The organism is Geobacter argillaceus (assembly GCF_007830735.1).
In the GTDB taxonomy this organism is placed as follows: domain Bacteria; phylum Desulfobacterota; class Desulfuromonadia; order Geobacterales; family DSM-12255; genus Geomobilibacter; species Geomobilibacter argillaceus.
Genome location: NZ_VLLN01000017.1, coordinates 58,050 through 81,751 on the forward strand (window position 1 = coordinate 58,050; position 23,702 = coordinate 81,751).

Annotated in this window: 18 protein-coding genes and 2 pseudogenes; 14 read left to right on the forward strand and 6 right to left on the reverse strand. The window is 61.0% G+C overall.

Going from position 1 to position 23,702, the window contains the following annotated elements; all coding sequences use genetic code 11:
* Nucleotides 1-46: 46 nt before the first annotated feature.
* Nucleotides 47-454 carry a MerR family transcriptional regulator gene (locus tag JN12_RS13525; RefSeq protein WP_145023609.1) on the reverse strand — a complete coding sequence of 136 codons (408 nt, stop codon included), beginning with the start codon at nt 452-454 and terminating at the stop codon, nt 47-49.
* A 326-nt stretch (nt 455-780) separates the two neighbouring features.
* Here JN12_RS13525 and JN12_RS13530 point away from each other — a divergent pair.
* From JN12_RS13530 to JN12_RS13575, 10 genes and pseudogenes are all read left to right on the forward strand, one after another.
* Nucleotides 781-1,074: pseudogene (locus JN12_RS13530) on the forward strand (cation acetate symporter); the annotation flags it as partial.
* A 57-nt stretch (nt 1,075-1,131) separates the two neighbouring features.
* Entirely contained in the window at nt 1,132-1,677 is a 546-nt protein-coding gene (locus tag JN12_RS13535) for a DUF6125 family protein (RefSeq protein WP_145023611.1), read from the forward strand.
* Between the two features lie 124 nt (nt 1,678-1,801).
* Nucleotides 1,802-2,677, forward strand: a complete 876-nt coding sequence (locus JN12_RS13540; RefSeq protein ID WP_145023612.1) for a hypothetical protein — start codon at nt 1,802-1,804, stop codon at nt 2,675-2,677.
* A 284-nt stretch (nt 2,678-2,961) separates the two neighbouring features.
* Nucleotides 2,962-4,134, forward strand: coding sequence for an isovaleryl-CoA dehydrogenase (locus JN12_RS13545; RefSeq protein WP_145023614.1), 1,173 nt, complete (start codon nt 2,962-2,964; stop codon nt 4,132-4,134).
* A gap of 232 nt (nt 4,135-4,366) precedes the next feature.
* Nucleotides 4,367-5,974 (forward strand): carboxyl transferase domain-containing protein, encoded by a 1,608-nt coding sequence (locus JN12_RS13550; RefSeq protein WP_145023616.1) that lies wholly within the window; start codon nt 4,367-4,369, stop codon nt 5,972-5,974.
* 14 nt (nt 5,975-5,988) lie between these two features.
* Nucleotides 5,989-6,426: a PaaI family thioesterase gene (locus JN12_RS13555; protein ID WP_145023618.1), complete on the forward strand. Its 438-nt coding sequence runs from the start codon at nt 5,989-5,991 to the stop codon at nt 6,424-6,426.
* A gap of 18 nt (nt 6,427-6,444) precedes the next feature.
* Complete coding sequence (locus JN12_RS13560) at nt 6,445-7,269, forward strand: enoyl-CoA hydratase-related protein (protein WP_145023620.1); 825 nt, start codon at nt 6,445-6,447, stop codon at nt 7,267-7,269.
* 307 nt (nt 7,270-7,576) lie between these two features.
* Entirely contained in the window at nt 7,577-9,583 is a 2,007-nt protein-coding gene (locus tag JN12_RS13565) for an acetyl/propionyl/methylcrotonyl-CoA carboxylase subunit alpha (RefSeq protein WP_145023622.1), read from the forward strand.
* Nucleotides 9,580-10,494, forward strand: a complete 915-nt coding sequence (locus JN12_RS13570; protein ID WP_145023624.1) for a hydroxymethylglutaryl-CoA lyase — start codon at nt 9,580-9,582, stop codon at nt 10,492-10,494. The genes JN12_RS13565 and JN12_RS13570 overlap by 4 nt, the downstream gene beginning before the upstream one ends.
* Nucleotides 10,495-10,530: 36 nt before the next feature.
* The gene (locus JN12_RS13575; protein ID WP_145023626.1) at nt 10,531-12,189 is read left to right on the forward strand and encodes an AMP-binding protein; all 1,659 of its coding nucleotides are present in this window, start codon (nt 10,531-10,533) and stop codon (nt 12,187-12,189) included.
* A 239-nt stretch (nt 12,190-12,428) separates the two neighbouring features.
* Here the strand turns inward: JN12_RS13575 and JN12_RS13580 are convergent, their stop codons facing one another.
* From JN12_RS13580 to JN12_RS13590, 3 genes are all read right to left on the reverse strand, one after another.
* Nucleotides 12,429-13,757 carry a dicarboxylate/amino acid:cation symporter gene (locus tag JN12_RS13580; protein WP_145023628.1) on the reverse strand — a complete coding sequence of 443 codons (1,329 nt, stop codon included), beginning with the start codon at nt 13,755-13,757 and terminating at the stop codon, nt 12,429-12,431.
* Nucleotides 13,758-14,102: 345 nt separating this feature from the next.
* Nucleotides 14,103-15,512, reverse strand: a complete 1,410-nt coding sequence (locus JN12_RS13585; RefSeq protein WP_145023630.1) for a sigma-54-dependent transcriptional regulator — start codon at nt 15,510-15,512, stop codon at nt 14,103-14,105.
* Nucleotides 15,509-17,272, reverse strand: coding sequence for a transporter substrate-binding domain-containing protein (locus JN12_RS13590; protein WP_145023632.1), 1,764 nt, complete (start codon nt 17,270-17,272; stop codon nt 15,509-15,511). Before JN12_RS13590 ends, JN12_RS13585 begins: the two co-directional genes overlap by 4 nt.
* Before the next feature lie 319 nt (nt 17,273-17,591).
* Here JN12_RS13590 and lpxC point away from each other — a divergent pair, with 319 nt between their 5' ends.
* The 4 genes and pseudogenes from lpxC (at nt 17,592) to sfsA (ending at nt 22,034) form a co-directional block, all read left to right on the forward strand.
* Nucleotides 17,592-18,509 (forward strand): UDP-3-O-acyl-N-acetylglucosamine deacetylase, encoded by a 918-nt coding sequence (gene lpxC / locus JN12_RS13595; protein ID WP_145023633.1) that lies wholly within the window; start codon nt 17,592-17,594, stop codon nt 18,507-18,509.
* 143 nt (nt 18,510-18,652) lie between these two features.
* A complete protein-coding gene (locus tag JN12_RS13600) occupies nt 18,653-20,884 on the forward strand; it encodes a sensor histidine kinase (RefSeq protein WP_145023635.1) in 2,232 nt (743 codons plus the stop codon).
* A 33-nt stretch (nt 20,885-20,917) separates the two neighbouring features.
* On the forward strand, nt 20,918-21,334 hold the full coding sequence (locus JN12_RS13605) for a secondary thiamine-phosphate synthase enzyme YjbQ (RefSeq protein WP_145023637.1): 417 nt from the start codon (nt 20,918-20,920) through the stop codon (nt 21,332-21,334).
* A gap of 3 nt (nt 21,335-21,337) precedes the next feature.
* Nucleotides 21,338-22,034, forward strand: a pseudogene (gene sfsA / locus JN12_RS13610) (DNA/RNA nuclease SfsA).
* 79 nt (nt 22,035-22,113) lie between these two features.
* Here the strand turns inward: sfsA and rplQ are convergent.
* Nucleotides 22,114-22,644 carry a 50S ribosomal protein L17 gene (gene rplQ / locus JN12_RS13615; protein WP_145023639.1) on the reverse strand — a complete coding sequence of 177 codons (531 nt, stop codon included), beginning with the start codon at nt 22,642-22,644 and terminating at the stop codon, nt 22,114-22,116.
* Between the two features lie 34 nt (nt 22,645-22,678).
* Nucleotides 22,679-23,701 (reverse strand): DNA-directed RNA polymerase subunit alpha, encoded by a 1,023-nt coding sequence (locus JN12_RS13620; protein ID WP_145023641.1) that lies wholly within the window; start codon nt 23,699-23,701, stop codon nt 22,679-22,681.
* Between the last annotated feature and the right edge of the window lies 1 nt (nt 23,702).

Consider the following 23,702-nt stretch of genomic DNA (forward strand, 5'->3'; position numbering starts at 1 on the left):
CTGTGGGAACGGCCCTGTTCTTACTCATGGCATACAATCCACCCTGCTATGATTCGTTACTGAGTCTGAACTTCTCCACCATCCGCTGCCGATAATCCACAACGTCCTTCCGGAGCGACGCCAGCCTGGCCATTTTTTCATCGACCTTGTTGATGTGGTCATCCAGAATCTGGATCAGCCGGGGAATCATATTCTCGGTCTCCTTCGCCTCTCCGTAAGCGACATAGAGGTCCTGCATCTCCCGAATGGTGAGCCCGAGCTCCTTGAGTTTCATGATGAACCTGATACGCCGGACATAATACGGTGTGTAGCCCCGCACTGCGCCGTCCGCCCGCTGCACGGACTCGATGATACCCACCTCTTCCCAGTAGCGGAGGGTCCGGGTCGTCAGATCGAGCGATTTTGCCAGATCGCCGATGGATGTTATCTCTTCGTCTTGCCTACTCTCACCCATACCATCTCCCTTGTCGCAACTCAACGCGTTTTAAAGTAGGCCCCGTCATTTGTCAAGGCAATATCCGGAAACAACGACCAATCGACGTCACCAGAGAACGCCATTTCAATACCATAAAAAGATGTTTTAAATTTACTTGACTTATACGTAAACGAGATATATATGCTAACATATAACGGGCCAATGCGCTACACAGCAATGCAAATCAGAGCGTTATCAAAGCATGTTGAAGACCCGCCCGCAGAGCAGAGCAAACCATGTCATTAACGTAATTCAAAGCAGCTATAACACCAAAGTCGCACCACCCCAACAAATCTACTATTTTCGTCACCCTGGAGAAGAAGCAGGCGGAAGGTGCCGTCCTGGCAGAGAAAGACCTGAAGACCCTGGAGAAGGCACGCGCCGATTTCGCCAAGAACGACAGCGGTACCTCCATGGTCGGGCTCAAGGCGCCGATCTTCCCGCTCAGGAACCCGGGCATCGTGTCCGCGCCGCTGGGGCTCTTGGCGGCCATCTTCGGCACCCTGCTCTTCCGGGACCGCCGGGCCGAGGAGATGTTCGACGAGATTGAGGTGCGGCAAATTACCGGCCTTGGCATTGCCAAGGCCAGCGACCACTGATGGAACACCGGGGCGGGGTTTTCCCGCCCCGGCAACGAGAGAGCAAGGAGGAACACCATGTCTAGCACGGTACAGGCTGGCGATGAAGGAGTCAGACTACTCAGCGACCTGAGCAAGGAAGAGTTGATCGCTATCATCCTCGACGACGCCAAGAACTGGCTAGCCCACGACGGCCTCTGGTTCCAGGCCGTGGAGAAAGCGCACGGCATGGATGCCGCCATCGATGCCGACCGCGAGGCGTGGCGGTATTTCACGGTGATCGAGGCCAAGCGGATCATGGAGCGCCAGGGCCTGAAACCGGGCGGCGGCATTCCGGCGCTCATGAAGTGCCTCAATTACCGGCTGTATGCCCGCCTCAACCTGCAGGACTGCATAGAAGTGTCAACGAACCGGGTGGTTTTCAGGATGCTGGACTGCCGGGTGCAGTCGGCCCGCAAACGCAAGGGACTTTCGGATTTTCCCTGCAAAAACGTGGGACTGGTGGAGTATGCCGAGTTTGCCCGGACCGTGGACCCGCGCATCCGAACCAACTGCATCGCCTGTCCGCCGGATGCCCATCCCGATGAATACTGGTGTGCCTGGGAATTTGTGGTGGAGGAATAAGCCAAATTCCGACGATACCCCTGACAAGTGCAACTTTTTACTGCATACTGTAGGCAGTTCAAGGTTGCACCGGGGGTATCGGCTGCTCCGGGCACCGCGGGATGCAACTCTTTTCGGAGGGGAAATGAGCAAACTGCCGGGGAATGTGCCGCTACGGTCGGCAAAAGGAACACTCCTGGGCGGACTTGCCGACATAAATGCCCTTGAGACGGCAGAAAAACAGAGGATCTACACCGAAATCATCCCACCACGCCTGCTCCAACTCCTGGAGATCTCCCCCGAAACACTCCGGGGTGCCGACGGGCGCCGCAGGGTCACCATCATCGCCCCGGATGGCATGTCGCTGGCCCGCATCGAAGTCAGACATGACCCCGATGACCGCCGCACCACCTTCTTTCTCGACATTGCCGAGACGCATTTCCACCAAATGGAACTCTCCTTCTGCATCATCAACGACCCCTTTGCCCCCTACTTTGCCGTAGACCTGGATGAACACGGCAACGACAACTGCTTCACCACCCTGGGACGAAATATCGACGAAGAGATACGGGCCATGCGGGCAGGACTGTTTCCCAACCAGACCAGTCACGGCCTCAGGATGTTCGGCGAGTTCTTCGCACGTTTCGAACGGTTCGTGGATTCCCTGGAAATGGACATCATCCTCGCGGAACCGCTCACCTATGACAATGCCATCCGCTACGAAAAATACGGGTTCGACTATCTCAACGGGCGACGCATGATGATGGAAATCCACCGGGAATTCAGACCCGGAGGGGTGCTCTTCAACAAACTCGACGGGTCCAGCCCGTTCCGCATGCCCGGTATGGAGAAGAGTGTGCATGGCAGGAGCTGGGCAATCCATGACGGCATCCTGGACGAACCATGGGACGACCTGTCAATGGACAAGATCCTTGACGAGCCGTGGGAGGATATCCGGATCTACAAGACCATCGGTGCTTTTGCCGGCATCAACACCTTTCCCGATCGCAAAGAGCCATAAAACAACGTCACCGCTACATCACCACCCCCAGACACGAACAGTTCGGCCAGTACAAAGAAGTTGGAAAAACCTAATCAAAACGGCCTGGTTCCAACTATGCACGCCAAAACAATATGATAGAATCTTGTTATATTTTAGATTGACTTAAACGTAAACTGGTTTATTATAATGAAACATAAGTTTAGCGGTACGGACAGAGACCACGACTTCCGCACCGGTCGTTACCACGCCCCCGGTACAGCTGTTCGTGTTCATAGGAGATCCACGAAAAGGGAGGTTGAACGATGAAACCGTATCCGACGCTGAATTTTGATCTGGGCGAAACGGCCGATCTGCTGAGAGATACCGTCTACTCTTTTGCCATGGCCGAAATCGCGCCCAGGGCTGCGGATATCGACCGTGAAAACCACTTCCCCATGGACCTCTGGTCAAAGATGGGGGCATTGGGACTGCACGGCATCACCGTTTCCACAGAGTATGGCGGTGCCGGCATGGCCTATCTGGAGCACGTGGTGGCCATCGAGGAGATCAGCCGCGCCTCGGCCTCGGTCGGCCTGGCCTACGGCGCCCATTCCAATCTCTGTATCAACCAGATATACCGCAACGCCAGCGAAGAGCAGAAGCGCCGCTACCTGCCGAAACTGATCTCCGGCGAACATGTGGGGGCATTGGCCATGAGCGAGGCCGGCGCCGGCTCGGACGTGGTCGGCATGCGCCTGCGCGCCGACCGGAAGGGGGGCCGGTATATCCTGAACGGGACCAAGATGTGGATCACGAACGGCCCCCACGCCAACACCCTGCTGGTCTATGCCAAGACGGACATCAACGCCGGCTCGAAGGGGATCACCGCTTTCCTGATCGAAAAAGGGTTCAAGGGGTTCTCGACGGCCCAGAAGCTGGACAAACTCGGCATGCGCGGCTCCGACACCTGCGAACTGGTCTTCGAGGATTGCGAGGTCCCGGAGGAGAACAGGGTCGGCCACGAGGGGGAAGGGGTCAGGATACTGATGAGCGGCCTCGACTATGAGCGGGCCGTACTGGCGGCCGGGCCGCTGGGGATCATGCGGGCCTGCCTGGATGTCGTGGTTCCCTACATCCACGAACGGCGGCAGTTCGGAAAAGCGATCGGCGAATTCCAGCTGATGCAGGGGAAGGTCGCCGACATGTATAGCACCATGAATGCCTGTCGCGCCTACGTGTATGCCGTTGCCCACGCCTGCAGCGGCAGGAACGCCATCCGCAAGGACGCGGCCGGGGCAATACTCTACGCGGCGGAGAAGGCCACCTGGATGGCGCTGGAGGCGATCCAGATCCTGGGCGGCAACGGGTACATCAACGAATATCCGACCGGACGATTGCTGCGGGATGCCAAGCTGTACGAGATCGGCGCCGGCACCAGCGAGATCCGACGGATGCTGATCGGCCGGGAACTGTTCAACGAAACTGCGCCGTATTGAGAAGGATGAATCGGTGAGGCCCGTGCGCCCCGCTACGCTCCGAGTGCCGCTCGCACCGCCGCTGTATGGCTCATTACGCCCCGGCCCGTCAACTCACCCTGACGGGCTCAGACACGACGGGCCGGCTTATGCTCCATTTCGCCTACAGCGGCTGGTGCTCGGGCACAGTCGCTCCGCGAGTCACACGGTCCTCACCGATTCAGGAGATGTTATCAGAAGGAGAGCATAGCGAATGACGGTTCTGAAGAGCAGCATCAAGAGCGGGTCCGACGATTACAGCCGCAATGCAACAGTGATGACGTCACTGGTGGCCGACCTGCGGGAAAAAGTGGCCAAGATCTCCCTCGGCGGTGACGAACGGGCCCGCAGGAAACATATCGAGCGGGGCAAGCTGCTGACGCGCGAGCGGGTCAGACAGCTGCTCGATGTCGGTTCGCCGTTCCTGGAGCTATCCCAGTTCGCAGCCTACGGGATGTACGACAACGAGGCGCCTGCCGCCGGCATTATCACCGGCATCGGTCGGGTCAAGGGGCAGGAGTGCATGATCGTCGCCAACGACGCCACGGTCAAAGGTGGCTGCTATTTCCCCCTGACCGTGAAGAAGCATCTCCGTGCCCAGGATATCGCCCGGGAGAACAATCTCCCCTGCATCTACCTGGTGGAATCCGGGGGGGTCAACCTGCCGAGGCAGGAGGAGGTGTTTCCCGACCGGGACCATTTCGGCAGAATCTTCTACAATCAGGCCACCCTGTCCGGCCGTGGCATCCCCCAGATCGCGGTTGTGCTCGGCTCCTGTACCGCCGGCGGGGCCTACGTGCCGGCAATGTCGGGCGAAAGCATCATTGTCAAAAACCAGGGGACCATCTTCCTGGCGGGTCCGCCGCTGGTCAAGGCCGCCATCGGCGAAGTCGTCTCTGCCGAGGAGTTGGGTGGGGCCGACATCCATTGTCGCACCTCCGGCGTGACCGATCACTATGCCGTGGACGACGCCCACGCCCTGGCCATTGCCCGGCGCTGCGTGGGGAACCTGAACCGGGTCAAGCGGCCGGTCCTTGCCATGCGTGAGCCGTTGGAGCCACTCTACGATCCGGCGGAACTGTACGGGGTGATCCCCTCCGACACCCGCAAGCCGTATGACGTGCGCGAGGTGATCGCCCGGATCGTCGATGGTTCCGAGTTCGACGAATTCAAACAGCTGTACGGCACCACCCTGGTCTGCGGTTTTGCCCATATCTGGGGCTACCCGGTTGGCATCGTCGCCAACAACGGTATCCTTTTCTCGGAGTCGGCCCTCAAGGGGGCACATTTCATCGAACTGTGCAGCCAGCGCGGCATCCCCCTGGTCTTTCTGCAGAACATCACCGGCTTCATGGTCGGCAGCAAGTACGAGGCAGGCGGCATTGCCAAGGATGGGGCCAAGATGGTCACGGCCGTGGCCTGCGCGGCAGTCCCCAAATTCACGGTCATCATCGGCGGCAGCTTCGGGGCCGGCAATTACGGCATGTGCGGCCGGGCCTTCAGCCCGCGCTTCCTCTGGATGTGGCCCAATGCGCGCATCTCGGTCATGGGGGGCGAACAGGCCGCCAGCGTGCTGGCCCAGGTCAAGCGGGACGGCATGGAGGCGCGCGGCGAGAGCTGGAGCCCGGAAGAGGAAAACGCCTTCAAGGCGCCGGTCCGCGAACTGTACGACACCCAGGGGCATCCCTATTACGCCAGCGCACGCCTGTGGGACGACGGCATCATCGACCCGGCCGACACCCGGATGGTGCTGGGGCTGGGGATATCGGCATCCTGCAATGCGCCACCGGAAAAGACCGAGTTCGGCGTATTCAGGATGTAGGGAGAATATCTATAATGGTAAAATTCCAGCCGACTGATCTGCATTTTGAGGCACGGGTACGATCCAGTTTTGAAAAACAAGGGGTCATGGCGACCATCGGGGCGCATCTGATCAAGGTTGTTCCTGGCGAGGTGGAGATCGAGTTCCCCTATTCCCTGTCGTTGAGTCAGCAAAATGGTTATATCCATGCCGGCGTGATGACCACCGTTGTGGACAGCGCTTGCGGGTATGCGGCCTATACCCTGATGCCGGTGGAAGCTGAGGTGCTGACCATCGAGTACAAGGTGAATTTTATGTCGCCTGCTGTAGGTGAAATCTTCAAGGGGAGCGGAAAAGTTGTCAAGGCGGGACGCAACATCACAGTTTGTGCCGGGGATGTGATCGCAGTCGCGAACGGAAAAGAAAAGGTGGTTGCAACTATGCTGGCCACGATGATCGCCGTAAGAACATAGACTAAAATTGAGGTCACCATGAGCGAACCAATCATCATAACCTATAGTAACAACCGGGGCATTGCTACTCTGACCATGAACCGCCCCGAACTGCACAACGCCTTCAACGAAAGCCTGGTCGCCAACCTGACCGCGTCATTGCGGCGGCTCGAAGCCGACCCCGGCGTGCGGCTGGTGATCCTTGCAGCCAGCGGCAAGAGCTTTTCCGCCGGTGCCGACTTGAACGACATGCGCCGCATGGCCGACAATTCGCGGGAACAGAACCTGGCCGACGCCAGGGGGATTGCGGAGCTGATGCACACCCTCAACGGGCTGGCCAAGCCGACCATTGCGCTGGTGCAGGGGGCTGCCTACGGCGGCGGGGTCGGGCTGACGTCCTGCTGCGACATCGCCATCGCCACGGCGCGAGCAGCGTTCTGCGTGTCCGAGGTCAAACTGGGGCTGATCCCGGCGGTCATCTCCCCCTATGTGATCGCGGCCATCGGTGCCCGCGCGGCACGACGCTATTTCATGACCGCCGAAGTCATAACGGCAGCCGAAGCGCACCGCATCGGCCTTGTCCATGAAGTGGTGGCCGATGAACAGGAGCTTAGCGCCGCCGCCGACCGGCTGACGTCCGCCATGCTCAGGAACGGACCCGGCGCCATGGTGGCGGCGAAGAGGCTGATCGCAAACGTTACCGGGCGGCTCGTGGATGAGGCGCTGATCGCGGAGACCGCCGGGCTGATGGCCGACCGCCGCGCCTCGGCCGAATGCCGTGACGGACTGTCCGCGTTTCTGGAAAAGCGGCCGCCGGCCTGGATGAAAGACGGTAATCAGGGACCAGGGACCGGGGACCGGTAAAATCATGGGCTTTTACTTCTACTCTGTCACATTTAAGCTTTCGTCCCAGCGGGACAGAATGCATGTAGCCGGGGGATTCATCCCCCGGTGTCAGGATCGGATTTTACCTTCAGTCACGTACGTGACGTATGAAGACATCCCTTAAAACCCCGGCGATAAATCGCCGGGCTACAGGCATTCTGTCCTTTAGGCCCTTTTGGGTCCTACGGGACGTAATCTGACAAAGCAGAATTACTGACCACCGACTTTTTGCAAGGGCATCAACAGTGCCGTCCCGATGCTGAAGATCAACCACAAGGAAACTGACATGTTCGATAAGATCCTGATTGCCAACCGGGGCGAGATCGCCTGCCGCGTCATCCGCACCGCCCGCAAGCTCGGCATCCGCACCGTAGCGGTCTATTCCGACGCCGATGAGGGCGCCCTGCATGTGACCCTGGCAGACGAGGCCTTTCACATCGGCCCGGCCCCGGCGCGGGAGAGCTACCTCCGCGCCGAAGCGATCCTGGAAGTGGCCGCCAGGAGCAACAGCCAGGCCATTCACCCCGGCTACGGCTTTCTTTCTGAAAACGCGGAGTTTGCCGAAGCGTGCGGCAAGGCCGGGATCGTGTTCATCGGACCGCCGGTAGCGGCCATCCGGGCCATGGGCTCCAAGAGCGCGGCCAAGCGGATCATGGAAGAGGCGGCGGTGCCGCTGGTACCGGGCTACCACGGCGAAGACCAGGACCCCGCGCTGTTACAGGGCGCCGCGGACCGGGTCGGCTACCCGGTACTGATCAAGGCGACCGCCGGCGGCGGCGGCAAGGGGATGCGGGTCGTCCGGGATGCGCCATCATTCGCCGATGCGCTGGCCGCGGCCAAGCGGGAGGCGCTCTCCGGCTTTGGCGACGACCGGGTGCTTCTGGAAAAGTACCTGACCCGCCCGCGCCATGTGGAGATCCAGGTCTTTGCCGATGCCCGCGGCAATGCCGTCCACCTCTTCGAGCGTGACTGCTCCATCCAGCGCCGCCACCAGAAGGTGCTGGAAGAGGCCCCGGCGCCGGGCATGGACGAGGGGTTGCGGATGAAGATGGGGGATGCGGCCGTGGCCGCGGCCCGCGCCATCGGCTATGTCGGCGCCGGCACCGTCGAATTCCTGCTGGACGAGGATGGCTCCTTCTACTTCATGGAGATGAACACCCGGCTGCAGGTGGAACACCCGGTCACTGAGATGATCACCGGTCAGGACCTGGTGGAATGGCAGCTGCTGGTGGCAGCGGGCGGGGAACTCCCCTGCTGCCAGGCAGACCTGGCCATCGGGGGCCATGCCATCGAGGCCCGCATCTATGCCGAGGACCCGTCCCGCGACTTCCTGCCGTCCATCGGGGACCTGACCCACCTGCGCACCCCGCAGGAGAGCGCCCATGTGCGGATCGATACCGGCGTGCGCCAGGGGGACGGCGTCAGCATTCATTACGACCCGATGATCGCCAAGCTCATTGTCTGGGATGCGACCCGCGCCGGGGCGCTCCGCCGGCTGCGCGCCGCCCTTGCCGAGTACCAGGTGGTCGGGGTGACCACCAACATCGGGTTTCTGGCCGCGGTGGCCAGCCATCCCGCCTTTGCGGCCGGCGATCTCGATACCGGCTTCATCGAGCGTCACCGGGCGGCTCTCTTTCCCGAGGCAGTTCCGGCCACGGACCAGGTGCTGGCCCTGGCCTGCCTCGATGTCCTCCTGTGCCGGGCCGCCGAAGCGGAGCGGGCCGCAGCCGGGTCCGGCGACCGCTGGTCGCCCTGGCACCTCACCACCGGCTGGCAGATGAACAGCGACAGCCATCAGGTACTGACCTTCGGCGATAACGAGTCGGCGGTCTGCGTCACGGCCCACTACCGCCCCTCGGGTTACCTGCTGGACCTGCCGGGCGGGCAGTTGCTGGCACGGGGCCGATTGGACGGGGACGACCTCCTGGCCGACCTTGGAGGTGCCCGGATCAGGGCCACGGTAGTCCGCCACGGCTGCGACCTGACCATCGTTACCCATGGCGGCAGCCATCGCCTGACCCTGCACGACCCGCTGGCCCATGCCGGTGAAGAAGAGGTCGAGGGGGGTCGCCTGACCGCGCCCATGCCGGGCAAGATCGTTGCGCTCTTGGTGGAGCCCGGCACCCGGGTAGAGCGCGGTGCACCGCTGGTCATCCTGGAGGCGATGAAGATGGAGCATACCATTACCGCCCCCAGGGACGGCGTGGTGGCGGAGATCCATTTTGCAGCAGGTGCGGTGGTCAATGAAGGGGCCGAACTGCTGGCCTTTGCCAGCGACGAGGTGAGCGGATGAGACTCCCGAAATTCGTCAAAATCGTCGAGGTCGGACCGCGGGACGGCCTGCAGATAGAGCGCCAGATCGTGCCGACGGAGGTCAAGATCGAGCTGATCGACCGCCTGACCGCTACGGGGCTGAGCGCCATAGAGGCCACCAGCTTCGTCTCCCACAAATGGGTGCCGCAGATGGCCGACAACGCCCGGGTCATGGCCGGGATCACCCGCCGGCCCGGCGTCACCTATCAGGTGCTGGTGCCCAACCTCACCGGTTTGGAGGCCGCCGTTGCCGCCGGGGCGACCGAGGTGTCGGTGTTCGGCTCCGCCTCGGAGACCTTCTCGCAAAGGAACATCAACTGCTCCATAGCCGAAAGCCTGGAACGTTTCTCCCAGGTGATCGCGGCGGCCCGCAGCAAAGGGATCCGGGTGCGCGGCGCCGTCTCCTGCGCCCTGGGGTGCCCCTACGAAGGGGAGATCGCGCCGGCAGCGGTCGCCGATCTGGCGCAGCGGATGCTGGCGCTCGGCTGCTACGAGATCTTCCTGGGGGACACCATCGGCGTCGGCACCCCTGGCAAGGCCCAGGCTATGGTGGACGCGGTGGCGAAGAAGGTGCCGCGGGAAAAGCTGGCCGTGCATTTCCACGACACCTACGGCCAGGCCCTGGCCAACATCCTGGCGGTGCTGGAGCGGGGGATCTCGGTCGTCGACAGCTCGGTGGCCGGCCTGGGGGGGTGCCCCTACGCCCCCGGCGCAGCGGGGAACGTGGCCAGCGAAGACCTGCTCTACATGCTGAACGGGCTCGGCATAGAGACCGGCGTCGACCTGGACGGTCTGATCGATGCCGGCAATTACATTTCAAAGATTCTCGGACGCCCTTCCGGCTCCCGGGTGGCCCGCGCCCGCGGAGCGGCAGCCGGTAACCGGGGCTGATCCACCCCCACCACACATACGCGCAAGGAGGAGCCCATGTCACACCAGATCACCCTGACAGTCGGCGGTCTATTGGACGAAATGGCCAGACGGTATCCGGACAACGATGCCCTGGTATACCCCGAGCGCGACCTGCGCTACAGCTACAGCCAGTTCAACAAGGTCTGCCGCCAAGTGGCCAAAGGGCTCTTGGCCATGGGGATCAAGAAGGGGGACAACGTCTCCATCTGGGCGTACAACGTCCCGGAATGGGTCATCCTCCAGTTCGCCACCGCCAAGATCGGCGCCATCCTGGTGACGATCAACACCTCCTACAAATCGGCAGAACTGGAGTACATCCTCAACCAGTCGGACTCCAACACCCTCTTCATGGTCCGATCGTTCAAGGATTCGGACTACGTCCAGACCATCGGCGACGTGGTGCCGGAACTGGCGGCCAGTGAACCGGGCAGTCTCAGCTGCTCCGGGCTGCCTCACCTGAAGAGAGTCGTATTCATCGGCGACAACACCCCTAGCGGCATGATCAACTTCAGCCGGATCATCGAACTCGGCAAGGGAGCGGACGATGCGGCGCTGGCAGCCGTGGAAGCCACCCTGGACTGCCATGAAACCATCAACATGCAGTACACATCCGGCACCACCGGCTTTCCCAAGGGGGTCATGCTGACCCACTATAACCTCGTCAACAACGGCTTCCACATCGGTGAGTGCATGAAGTTCACCGAGAACGACCGCCTCTGCATCCCGGTGCCGTTTTTCCACTGCTTCGGCTGTGTGCTCGGCGTCATGGCCTGCGTGACCCACGGCTCCGCCATGGTGCCGGTGGAGATCTTCGATCCGCTGAAGGTGCTCCAGACCGTCGAGAAGGAGCGCTGCACCGCGGTCCACGGAGTTCCGACCATGTTCATTGCCGAACTGGAACACCCGGAATTCTCAAAATTCAACCTTTCTTCCTTACGAACCGGCATCATGGCAGGTTCCGTCTGCCCGATCGAGGTGATGAAGAGGGCCGTACGGGACATGCACCTGACCGAGATCACCAGCGTCTACGGGCAGACCGAGGCATCGCCCGGCATTACCCAGACCCGTACCGCGGACTCCATCGAACTCCGGGTTTCAACCGTTGGACGGGCGCTGCCCGGCGCCGAAGTCAAGATCGTGGATATCGAGACCGGCGCTCCCCTGCCGCCCGGCAAGCAGGGGGAGCTTTGCGCCCGCGGCTACATGGTCATGAAGGGCTACTACAAGATGCCGGAAGAAACCGCCAAGGTGATCGACAAGGACCAGTGGCTGCACACTGGCGACCTGGCGGTGATGGACGAGAACGGCTACTGCAAGATCACCGGCCGGATCAAGAACATGATCATCCGTGGGGGGGAGAACATCTATCCGCGGGAGATCGAGGAGTTTCTCTATACCCATCCGAAGGTCTCCGACGTCCAGGTCTACGGGGTCCCGGACCGGAAATTCGGCGAGCAGGTCATGGCATCGATCATCCTCAAAATGGGGATGGAGATGACCGAGGACGAAGTGAGAGAGTACTGCCAGGAGAAGATCGCCAACTACAAGATCCCCAGGTACGTCAGGTTCGTCGACTCATACCCGATGACAGCCAGCGGCAAGATTCAGAAATTCAAGATGCGGGAGATGGCAATCCGTGAGCTGCGGCTGGAAGAGGCCAGCCCGACCGCGTGACGGGCAAAGGCATGCGTTTGAATAACCCTGCAGATGGCCAAGCAGGCCGCACAGGAGATTGACACGGGGATTACATGAACCTCGGGATCGGCATCCCGACCATGGCTGCGTTGCGTAAACATCCCTTCAGGCTGTCCCACAAACCTGACCCACTTCCAAAAAGAGAAGAGGCACCGCGTCCGGCGCCTCTTCTCTTTTTGGGTGCAGCATTTATTCATGACACAGCATACAGACCGGGACTACTCCGGCACGGGCTCCAGCTCCGGCTCGCCCAGCGCCCTGGCGGCCTCGCCGATGGCAAAGGGCTCATTGTCGCCGTTCAGCACCCGCTTCATCCGCTCCACGTCAAGCTCGTTCTCCCACTTGGAGACAACAACCGTGGCCACGCCGTTGCCGATCAGGTTGGTGATGGCGCGGGCTTCGGACATGAAGCGGTCGATGCCGAGGATGAGGGCCAGCCCCGCCACCGGGATGGTCGGGATGGCGGCAAAGGTGGCCGCCAGGGTGACGAAGCCGCTGCCGGTAACGCCGGCAGCCCCCTTGGAAGTGAGGAGCAGCACGCCGAGGATGGTGATGGTCTGGGTCAGGGTCAGGTGAGTATTGGTCGCCTGGGCGACGAAGACCGCGGCCATGGTCAGGTAGATGGAAGTGCCGTCCAGGTTGAAGGAGTAGCCGGTGGGGATCACCAGGCCGACGACGGACTTCTTGCACCCCAGGTTCTCCAGCTTGGTCATCATCCGCGGCAGGGCCGACTCGGAAGAGGAGGTGCCAAGCACGATGAGCAGCTCTTCGCTGATGTAGCGGAGGAATTTGAATATGCTGAAACCGCAGAGACGAGCGATGGTGCCGAGGACGACGAAGATGAAGAGGGCACAGGTGAGGTAGAAGCTCCCCATCAGCATCCCCAGCTTGGAAAGCGAGCCGACGCCGAACTTGCCGATGGTGAAGGCCATGGCACCGAAGGCACCGACCGGGGCCAGCTTCATGATGATATTGACGATGCCGAAAAAGGCGTGGGAGACCGAGTCGATCAGCTTGTGCACCGGTTTCCCCTTTTCACCCAGGACCGAGAGGGCAAAGCCGAACAGCAGGGCAAAGAGGAGCACCTGAAGGATGTCACCCTTGGCAAAGGCATCCACCACCGACGAGGGGATGATGTTCATGACGAAGTCGACCGTTGAATGGGCCTTGGTAGCCTGGGTGGTAAAGGCGGCGATGGCCTTGGTGTCCAGCTTGGTGACGTCGGCATTGAAACCGACCCCCGGCTGGATGACGTTGACGATCACCAGGCCGATGGCCAGGGCCAGGGTGGTAATTACCTCGAAGTAGAGGAGCGCCTTCCCCCCGACCCGACCGACCTTCTTCATGTCCTCCATGCCGGCGATGCCGGTGACCACGGTACAGAAGATGACCGGGGTGATGATCATCTTGATCAGCTTGATGAAGCCGTCACCCAGCGGCTTCATGGCTACGCCGGCTTCCGGGTAGTAGTACCCGAGAAGGATACCGCCGGCAATGGCCGTCAATACCTGGAAGTACAGATGCTGGTAAATACGTTTCTTTTGCATGTCATTTCCCTCTCGCCCTTGAAATGGTGCAACCTGATCCCACATCGTCGCGGTCAGCGGCAGCATCGTCTTTGTAATGGTATATCAGCAAGAGGAGTACCAAACCGTAAACAACATACAACATACTGATATAATTACACCAACGATGTTTTATTGCGATCACCAAGCAAGAAAAGGGTATAACTTTTGTCCAGAACCAGCCAGGGGGAACAGAAAAAGAAGGGTCGCATGCGGGGAGTTAACAGGGGCATAACCTTGGTTATCAATTATAACCGAGGTTATGCCCCTTCATTAGAGCGGGACAAAATCCTGCCGGCGCCGCCGTGAGGCTGCAATAAAACGTCATCAACTCCCCTTGCGGGAGAGCCGCTTGCTCAGGGCTGGCTGGGAAATCCCCAGCAGCCGGGCGGCGATGGTCTGGTTGTGGTCGGCCCGCGCCAGGGCCTCGGCAACCAGTTGCTCCACCGTGTCGGTGATGGTGGGAAGCTTCTCCATCCCCTTGAAGAGGCTCTCCCCCGGCGGCCCCGGTTCGCGGTGGCCGCTGTCGGCGGCCGAACCGATGGCGCTCTTGAAGCTCTCCATGGAGAGGACCCGGTCCCGGTGGACGCTGACCGCATCGTAGATCATCGCCCGCAGTTCCCGCACGTTGCCGGGGAAGCTGTAGCTGGCCAGCAGTTGGAACAGCTCCCGCGGCGGGGTCGGCTTCTTCTTCCCCAGCTCATGGGCCGCCTTGTGGAGGAAATGCTCAACCAGCAGGGGGATATCGCCGAGCCGCTCCCGCAAGGGGGGGATCTTGATCCGGTGGGTGCGGAGGCGGTAGTAGAGGTCGCGGCGGAACTGGCCGGCAGCCTCCTTGACGGAGAGGTTCTGGTGGGTGGCGACGATGATCCTGGCGGTGAGCCGCTTGGGGCGGTCGCTCCCCAGGGGGAAATACTCCCCCTCCTGGAGCAGGCGGAGCAGCTTCACCTGGGAGGCGATGGAGAGATCGCCGATCTCGTCGAGGAAGAGGGTCCCCTCGGCCGCCTCCTCGATCATCCCCCGACGCGGCTGGTCGGCGCCGGTGAACGCCCCGCGCAGGTGGCCGAACAGGGTGTCGCTGAAAACGTTGTCATCAAGGCCGGCCACATTGACCGAGACCAGTTGCCCCTTGCTTCCGCTGAGGCGGTGCACCGCCCGGGCCACCAACTCCTTCCCCACCCCGCTGTCGCCGGTGACGAGGAGCGGCTGGGGGCTCTGGGCCACCGCCTCGATGTAGGCAAAGATGGCGTGCATGGCCGGGTCGGCGGTGACGATCTCGCTGAACGCCTCCGGATGCCGCAGGCCTCCGGAGAGGAGCCGGTCGGACATGGCCCGGTTCTCCCGCTCCAGTTCATGCATCCTGACCGCCCGCATCACCCCCTGCACCAGCCGGTCCTCCTCCACCGTCTTGACGAAGTAGTCGAAGGCCCCGAGGCGCATGCAGCGGACTGCCGTCTCGATCTGGTTCATGCCGCTGACGACAATGGTGGTGATCTCCGGATGCTGCTCGGCAATGACGGCGAGCAGCTCCTCGCCGGAGAGGTTGGGCATGGTCAGGTCGAGGAGCACCAGGCCGACCTCCCGCTCGCCAAGAATCTCCATGACCGAGCGGCTGTCGGTGCAGGTGACGATATTGGTGATCCCTGCCCGCGCCAGAATGAGACTGACCGAACGGAGCCAGGCCGGCTCGTCGTCCACCAGCAGGATCTTGAACCCGGGATACGGGGAATGGGTCATGGCTGCGCTTCCTCCTTCATGGCGGGGAGAGACAGGCTGACACTGGTCCCCCCGTCCGGGGGCGAGGTGAAACTGATCTCGCCGCCATGCTCCTGGACGATGCCGGCGGAGATGGAGAGCCCCAGGCCGGTGCCGCCGCTCTCCCGCTTGGTGGTGAAGAACGGGTCGGTCAGGCGCGGGAGGTGCTCCGCCGGGATGCCGACCCCCTCGTCCCTGATGGTCAGGGTGACACAGCCCCCGGTCGGGTCATGGGCTGTTGCCAGGGCGATGGCCCGGTCGCTGGCCGGTAGCGACTGGCAGGCATTGATGAGCAGGTTGACGACCACCTGCTCGATCCGCTGCGGATTGCCGTAGATTGCGGGCAGCCCGTCGCCGTATGTGGCGGAGAACCGGTTGGTGGCCTTGCGCAGGGATGGGTCCACGAGCCGCACCGCTGCCTGGACCACCCGGTTGAGGTCGAACGGCTCCATGGCTGCTATCGCATCGGGGCGGGCAAAATCCTTCAGATCCTCGACGATCCGCTTGATCCGCTGGGAGGCGTGCACCATCTCCTCCAGCATCCGGGGCACCTCTTCCCGCATCCGGCCGTAACTGACCCCGCCGAGGAGGAAATCCCCCTCCTGCCGGTAGCGCTCCTCCAGGGGTGCCAAGGCGTCGGCGTACACGTCACGCAGTATGGGGAGATTGAGGAGCATCAGGCCGTTGGGGTTGTTGATCTCGTGGGCCACCCCGGAGACGAGGATGCCGAGAGAGGCCATCTTGTCGGCCTGGATCAGCTTGTCCTGGTGGCGGCGCAGTTCCTCCAGGGCCAGTTTGCGCTCCGCCACCTCTTTCGCCAGCTCCTCGGTGCGGCTGGCGACCCGGCGCTGCAGGGTGCGGGACCAGACCACGCTCGCCATGAGCCCCAGGACCAGGGGGATGAGCACCATGGCGCCGTACTTCAGCACCCGTTCCCTGGCAAAGCGGGGTGGTTCGTGCACCCCGAGCCACTTGTCGTAGATGGCCTGGTACTGGCCGGTTTGCATGACGATGGCCAGCCCCTCGCTGAAGCGGGCCAGCAGCTCCGCATCCCCCTTTTTCACCGCAAAACAGTACTTCTGGGAGGAGATGCTCTTGGCAACCTGCACCAGGTTGCCCAGCTTCAGTTCGCGGATCAGGTACATCCCCGGCAGGCTGGCAACCACGCAGTAGTCGTACTTGCCCGAGGCGAGCAGGCGGAGGGCATCGGCCGGGGTGCCGGTGAGGATCAGGTCGTTGCCGAAACCGAGGCGCACCAAGAGGTCGTGCATGATGCCGTCGCGGAAGACGATCACCTTCTTCCCCCGCAGCTCCTCCAGGGAGTTGACCGCTGGCGTCCCCCTGCGGGCGAAGACCGCATGGTGGACGATGGTATGGGGGGGGCTGAAGTCGAGCTTCCTGGCCCGCTCCTCGGAATAGGAGATCCCCTGGAGGATGTTGATACTGCCGTCGTTCAACCCGGAACGCATCTCGGACCAGCTGCCGAAGCGAAACTCCACCTTCATCCCCATGACATCGGCAATCGCCCGGGTCAGGTCCACGTTGTAGCCCGCGGGCCGGCCGTCCTTGTCGACAAACTCGTAGGGGGGGTAATCCCGGTCACCGCCGACCACGATGGTACGCGGGTCGACTGTCGGCTCGTCGACACCCTCGGCGCGCACCTGCAGCGGTAACAGGCAGAACGATACCAGGAGGAGCGCTACCAGATGCAGGCAGGAGGATGGGCGGTGAAATAACTTCATGAAATCAGTTGTAATATATTTTGTAAGGAGAAGCAATCACGGCAGATTGAGCGGAGAGCAAACAGATATGTCCAAGTGTAAACGTCTCGGCAACGGGCGGAGAACACAAAAAGGGCTCCGCCCCCTGACCACTGTGGCATTATCGCAACACTTAGCCGTGTTTTATCCACCACACCTCCCCCGTCCCCTTGCCGGCAACCGGACCTTTACCAGACCCAACCTACCGGAATATCTAGCTCATCCGCCGCGCTACCGAACCGGCAATGTTGGTCCGCTCCTTGCTAGATAATAAGCATACTGATATTCAGGGGGGCGGATCATGTACCAGCAACAGACCATCAGAAACCAGGTCACTTTCAGCGGCGTCGGCCTCCACTCCGGCGTGCCGGTGGCCATGACCCTCCGTCCGGCCGCGGCCGGGACCGGCATCGTCTTCCACCGGACCGACCTCGCCCCGTCCGTCTCCATCGAGGCCAGGGCCGCCAATGTAGTCAACACCCGGCTCTCCACCACTATCGGCGCCGGCGGGGCGGTCGTGGCGACCATCGAGCATCTCATGGCTGCCTTGCGGGGTCTGGAGGTCGATAACGTCCATGTGGACATCAACGGCCCCGAAGTACCGATCATGGACGGCAGTGCCGCCTGCTTTGTCGCCGCTATCCGGAACGCGGGTATCCGGCCCCTCGACAGGACCCGGCGCTACCTGGTGGTCAAGCGGCCGGTCACCGTCCGGGACGGCGACAAGTGCATCGCCATTCTCCCGGCCCGCGCCTTCCGGGTTTCGTTCGACATGCGCTTCAACCACCCGGTGGTGGGTAACCAGTTTCGGTCGACCAGGGTGCAGCAGGACAGCTTCGTGACCGGCTTCGCACCGGCCCGCACCTTCGGCTTCTTGACCGAATTCGAGATGCTGAAGGCCAATGGTTTGGCCCGTGGCTGCTCTCTTGATAACGCCGTCGGCATCACCGATGACGGCATCCTCAACCCGGAAGGACTCCGATTCGGCGATGAATTCGTCCGCCACAAGATCATGGACGCCATCGGCGACCTTTCTCTGGCGGGCCACTATCTGATCGGCCATGTGAGGGCGTTGCGGTCGGGCCACGACCTGAATCACCGGCTGGTTACCGAGCTGCTCGGCCGGTCCGAATGCTGGCAGCTGACCGATTTCAGCCAGCCGCTGCCGGCGTCGCCGTACGCCCCCTTCGTCCCCGAGCTCTCCTGGGCAGAGGGGTAGCGGATTCCCCTCATGCAGCGATACGAAAAGCAGCCGGCCGGCTGCTTTTTTCGTTGTCATGCGACTACCGTTGCAAATCACGCCCGGTTCGGCTAAAGTTTTCACTCCCCTGACCCCACACCCCAGCGAATAAGGACCGAACCTTGGCAAACGCGCCGGATCCACTCCCCCAGGCAGAGCTGAAAAAAAGGAAACGGGAGGCGGCCATCATCGTCGTCTCCGCCCTCCTGATCGTGCTTCTGACCAGCTTTGAACTCCACCTCACCCGGCTCAGCTCCGAAGCCCCCATGGGGAGCAACATCCTCATCTTCGGCATCATCAATATCATCATCCTGCTGATCATCCTCCTCTTCTACCTGCTGTGCCGCAACATCATGAAACTGATGATCGAGCGCCGGGACAAGATCCCCGGCGCCGGGCTGAGGACAAAACTGGTGCTGGCCTTCGTCGGCCTGTCGCTCATCCCGACCATGCTCCTGTTCCTGGTCTCGGCCGGGTACATCAGCAACAGCATCCAGAACTGGTTCAACAAGCAGGTGGAAACCTCGCTCGACGAATCGATGGAGGTGGCCCAGACCTACTACAAGAACTCGGCTGCCAACGCCCTCTACTACGGTCAGCAGATCAGCGCCATGATCAAGGAGCAGAAACTCCTCAACGAGGAGAACCTGCCGCTCTTGCGCGCCCTGATCAGGAAGAAGCAGAAGGAGTACAACCTGGGAGTGGTGGAGGTCTTTTCGTCCCAGCGTGAGGAGTTGGTGCGGGCCGCCAACCCCCAGCTCCCCAGCGGCGAGTTCACCAATCCGTCATCGTCGGACCTGAATGTCGGGCTGGGGGGGAAGGAACTGACCCGGATAAATTCCATCGGCAAGGCCGACCTGATCCGGGGGATCGTTCCGGTCTATTCCAACTGGAACCCGAAGGATGTGGTCGGTGTGGTCGTGGTCAACTACTATGTGCCGTACTCGCTCGTCAGCAAGATGCGGGAAATCACCAACTCCTACCACGAGTTCCGCCAGCTGAAGATACTCAAAACACCCATCACCACCGGCTACATCCTGACGCTGCTTCTGATCACCATGGTCATCATCTTCCTGGCGGTCTGGTTCGGGATCTACCTGGCCAGAAGCCTGACGACCCCCATCCAGCACCTTGCCGAGGCGACGCGCAAGATTGCCGAGGGAGACCTGGATGTGCACCTGGGCGAGACCGGCAACGACGAACTGGGGATGCTCATTACCGCCTTCAACACCATGACCGACGATCTGCGCAACCACCGCCTGGCCCTGGAACTGACCAACAAGGAGTTGAGCCAGAGCAACCTGATGCTGGAGGAGAGGCGCCGCTACATGGAGACGGTGCTGCGAAACGTCACGGCCGGGGTCGTCTCCATCAACAGGGACGGCATCATCACCACGATCAACACCTCGGCTGAACGGCTGCTGCGGATCAAAACCGGCCAGGTCATCGGCCGGCACTTCAGGGAGATCCTGCGCGCCGCCCATATGGAGATCGTCAAGGATATGCTGCGGGACCTGGTCGTTGCCAAGCAGGAGACCATCAGCAAGCAGGTGGTCATCCCCCTGGCTGACGAGAAGCTGACCCTCGTGGTGAACATGACCCTGCTCAAGGACGAAAACGGCGAGTTTGTTGGCACGGTCGTGGTCTTCGACGACCTGACCCAGCTTATCAAGGCCCAGCGCATGGCTGCCTGGCGCGAGGTGGCCCGGCGCATAGCCCACGAGATCAAGAATCCCCTTACCCCGATCCAACTTTCGGCCCAGCGCCTCAGAAAACGCTATCTGGAGCGGTTTAGCGAGGATGACACTGTCTTTGACCAGTGCACGGCGACCATCATTACCTCGGTGGACGAACTGAAGACCCTGGTCGACGAGTTCTCCCGCTTCGCCCGGATGCCGGCGGCCCAGCCGACCCCGAACAACCTGAACGAAATCATCCAGGAGGCGGTCTCGCTCTACCAGGAGGCCCACCGCCGGATCACCTTCACAGTCACTCCGGACGGCAACCTGCCGCTGCTCCAACTGGATCGGGACCAGATCAAGCGCGTGCTCATCAACCTGCTGGACAATGCGGTTGCCGCCATTGACGGGGCCGGCCGGATCGATGTTGCCAGCAGCTACAACCCGGAACTGAGAATGGCCACCTGTACGGTCGCCGACTCGGGGCAGGGGATTTCTCCTGAAGACAAACCGCGCCTCTTCGAACCGTACTTCTCCACCAAGAGGGGGGGCACCGGTCTGGGGCTTGCCATTGTCAGCACCATCATCGCCGATCATCAGGGGTTCATTAGGGTAAAAGACAACGAACCGCACGGGGCGCGCTTCATCGTGGAACTACCGGTCATCGGGCTGTGACCGGCGCAGCCGAAATTATCGACAGAGGATTGCATGAGACATTACCGACAGGAGCTCTGGTTCGAAACCAGCCGACGCAGGGAATTGATCAACATCACGCCGCAGGTGACCGCCTGTCTGGCGGAAAGCGGCATCCAGGAAGGGCTGCTGCTGTGCAATGCCATGCATATCACGGCCAGCGTATTCATCAATGATGACGAATCGGGGCTGCACCAGGATTTCGAGGCGTGGCTGGAGGGGCTGGCACCCGAGAAACCACGCTCCCGCTACCGCCACAACGGCTACGAGGACAACGCCGATGCCCATTTGAAGCGCAGTATCATGGGGCGTGAGGTGGTGGTGGCAATCACTGCCGGCAAACTCGACCTGGGTCCGTGGGAGCAGATCTTCTACGGCGAATTCGACGGCATGCGGCGCAAACGGGTGCTCATCAAGATCATCGGTGACTAGGCAGTGCTACTCCCGCAGCTCATCCCCGCCGTTCTCATCCGTCGCTACAAACGCTTTCTGGCCGACGTCGAACTGCCTGACGGCACCCAGATCACGGTCCACTGCCCCATATTTTTCGGGGAGTATGGCCGGCTGCGCCGCTCCGGGTAGCCGCGTCCTCCTCTCCCTAAGCCCGAATCTGACAAGAAAATACTGCTACACCTGGGAATTGGTGGAAGCTGATGGTAACTGGGTGGGGATCAACACCGGGCTGCCCAACCGGCTGGCCCGGGAGGCCATTGGGGCCGGCGTGGTATCCGAGCTCCTGGGCTACGACAACATCAGGCCGGAAGTAGCGTACGGCAGTAACAGCCGCATTGATCTCCTGCTGACAGGGGAAAAGGGACTATGTTATGTGGAGGTCAAGAATGTCACGCTGGTGGAAGGATCGACGGCGTTGTTTCCCGACGCCGTCACCACCCGGGGCCAGAAGCACCTGCGGGAGCTCATGCAGGTAGTGGCAGCCGGCCACCGCGGGGTTAACCTTTTCCTGGTGCAACGACAGGATGCCGTCTCGATGTCCCCGGCAGATACCATTGATCCCGTCTACGGGCAGCTGCTGCGACGTGCTGCCGAGTCCGGCGTCGAGCTGCTGGTCTACCAGGCGATGGTTACCCCGACCGAGATCCGGGTGACCAACTCTATCCCCCTACATCTCTGACGAGCCCACGGCACCGGCATAAAAAAAGGCATGGGATTGTTAGTCCCATGCCTTGATTCGTCAATTCGTGCGTTGGTTACTAGTCAGCCTTGGCTTCGCAGTTTTCGTCCGGCTCGACGACTGCAGTCTGGGGAACCGCGGCCTCCTCAGCCGGGGCAGCTTCCTGCACCGGAGCCTGCTCAACAGGCTTCGCGGCGACCGGCTTTGCAGCGGCCTTTTTCGCCGGGGCCTTTTTCGTAGCCTTGACCGTCAGCTCTTCTTCAACAAGCTCGATCAGGGATACCGGTGCGTTGTCGCCCTGGCGGATGCTGAGCTTGATGATCCGTGTATAGCCACCCTGGCGTTCCTTGTAACGAGGGGCAATGGTCGTGAACAGCTTGGTAACTGTCGACTTGTCACGAATATAGGAAGCAGCCTGGCGCATTGCGTGGAGATCGCCGCGCTTACCGAGGGTGATCATCTTCTCGGCAATGGAGCGGAGTTCCTTGGCCTTGGAATCAGTCGTCGTGATCTTTTCATGATTAAAAAGGGAGGTCACCATGTTTCTGAACATGGCCACACGATGGCTGGTAGTCCTCCCGAGTCTTCTTCCCGCTTTATTGTGACGCATCGCTTACAGTCCTTTCTGTGGGCTCTTCAGCTTGTTACTCTTCTTCTTTACGCTCGCCCCTGATCCGGGCAAGTATCTCGGGATCGGGAAAACCATCCAACTTCATACCAAGGGTGAGGCCCATCTCGCCGAGGATATCCTTGATTTCGTTGAGTGACTTGCGGCCAAAATTCTGAGTCTTGAGCATTTCCGCTTCAGACCTGGAAACAAGTTCACCAATAAGCTTGATACCGGCGTTTTTCAGGCAGTTGGCAGAACGGACAGACAGTTCAAGTTCGTCCACCGAGCGGTAGAGGTTTTCATTGACCCGCTCGCTGTCCTCCACCTGCTCCGACTCTTCCAAGGGCTCGGACTCTTCATCGAAATTGATGAAGATCGTCAGCTGCTCCTTGAGAATCTTGGCGGCATAGGCAAGGGCATCTTCCGGCTTGACGCTGCCGTCGGTCCATATTTCCAGCGTCAACTTGTCATAATCGGTAATTTGCGCCACCCTGGCATTGGCAACGATAAAGTTGACCTTGAGGATGGGCGAGAAAATGGCATCAATCGGAATGGTACCAACCGGCGCCTTTTCATCCCGGTTCCGGTCAGCGGGGAAATAACCCTTGCCCAACCTGACCACCATCTCCATCTCGACATTGGCGTCCTTGGAGCAGGTGGCGATATGCTGGTCCGGGTTGAGCACCTCGACATTGGGATCGGTGATGATATCCCCGGCCTTGATGACCCCTTCACCCTTATGCACAACACGGATGATACGCGAATCAGTACCGTGAAGCTTCAGTCGTACGCACTTCAGATTCAGAATGATATCGGTTACATCTTCCGTAACGCCGGGAACAGCGGAAAATTCATGTAAAACGCCTTTGATCTTGACCGAAGTAATCGCTGCTCCCTGCAAAGAAGAGAGCAGAACGCGTCTGAGGGAATTGCCCAGAGTAGTCCCGAAACCGCGCTCAAAAGGCTCAGCGTAAAACTTTCCGTATGTATTGGTAAGCGACTCTGTCTCAACCTGAAGTTTTTTCGGCTTGATGAGATCGCGCCAATTTTTATACATG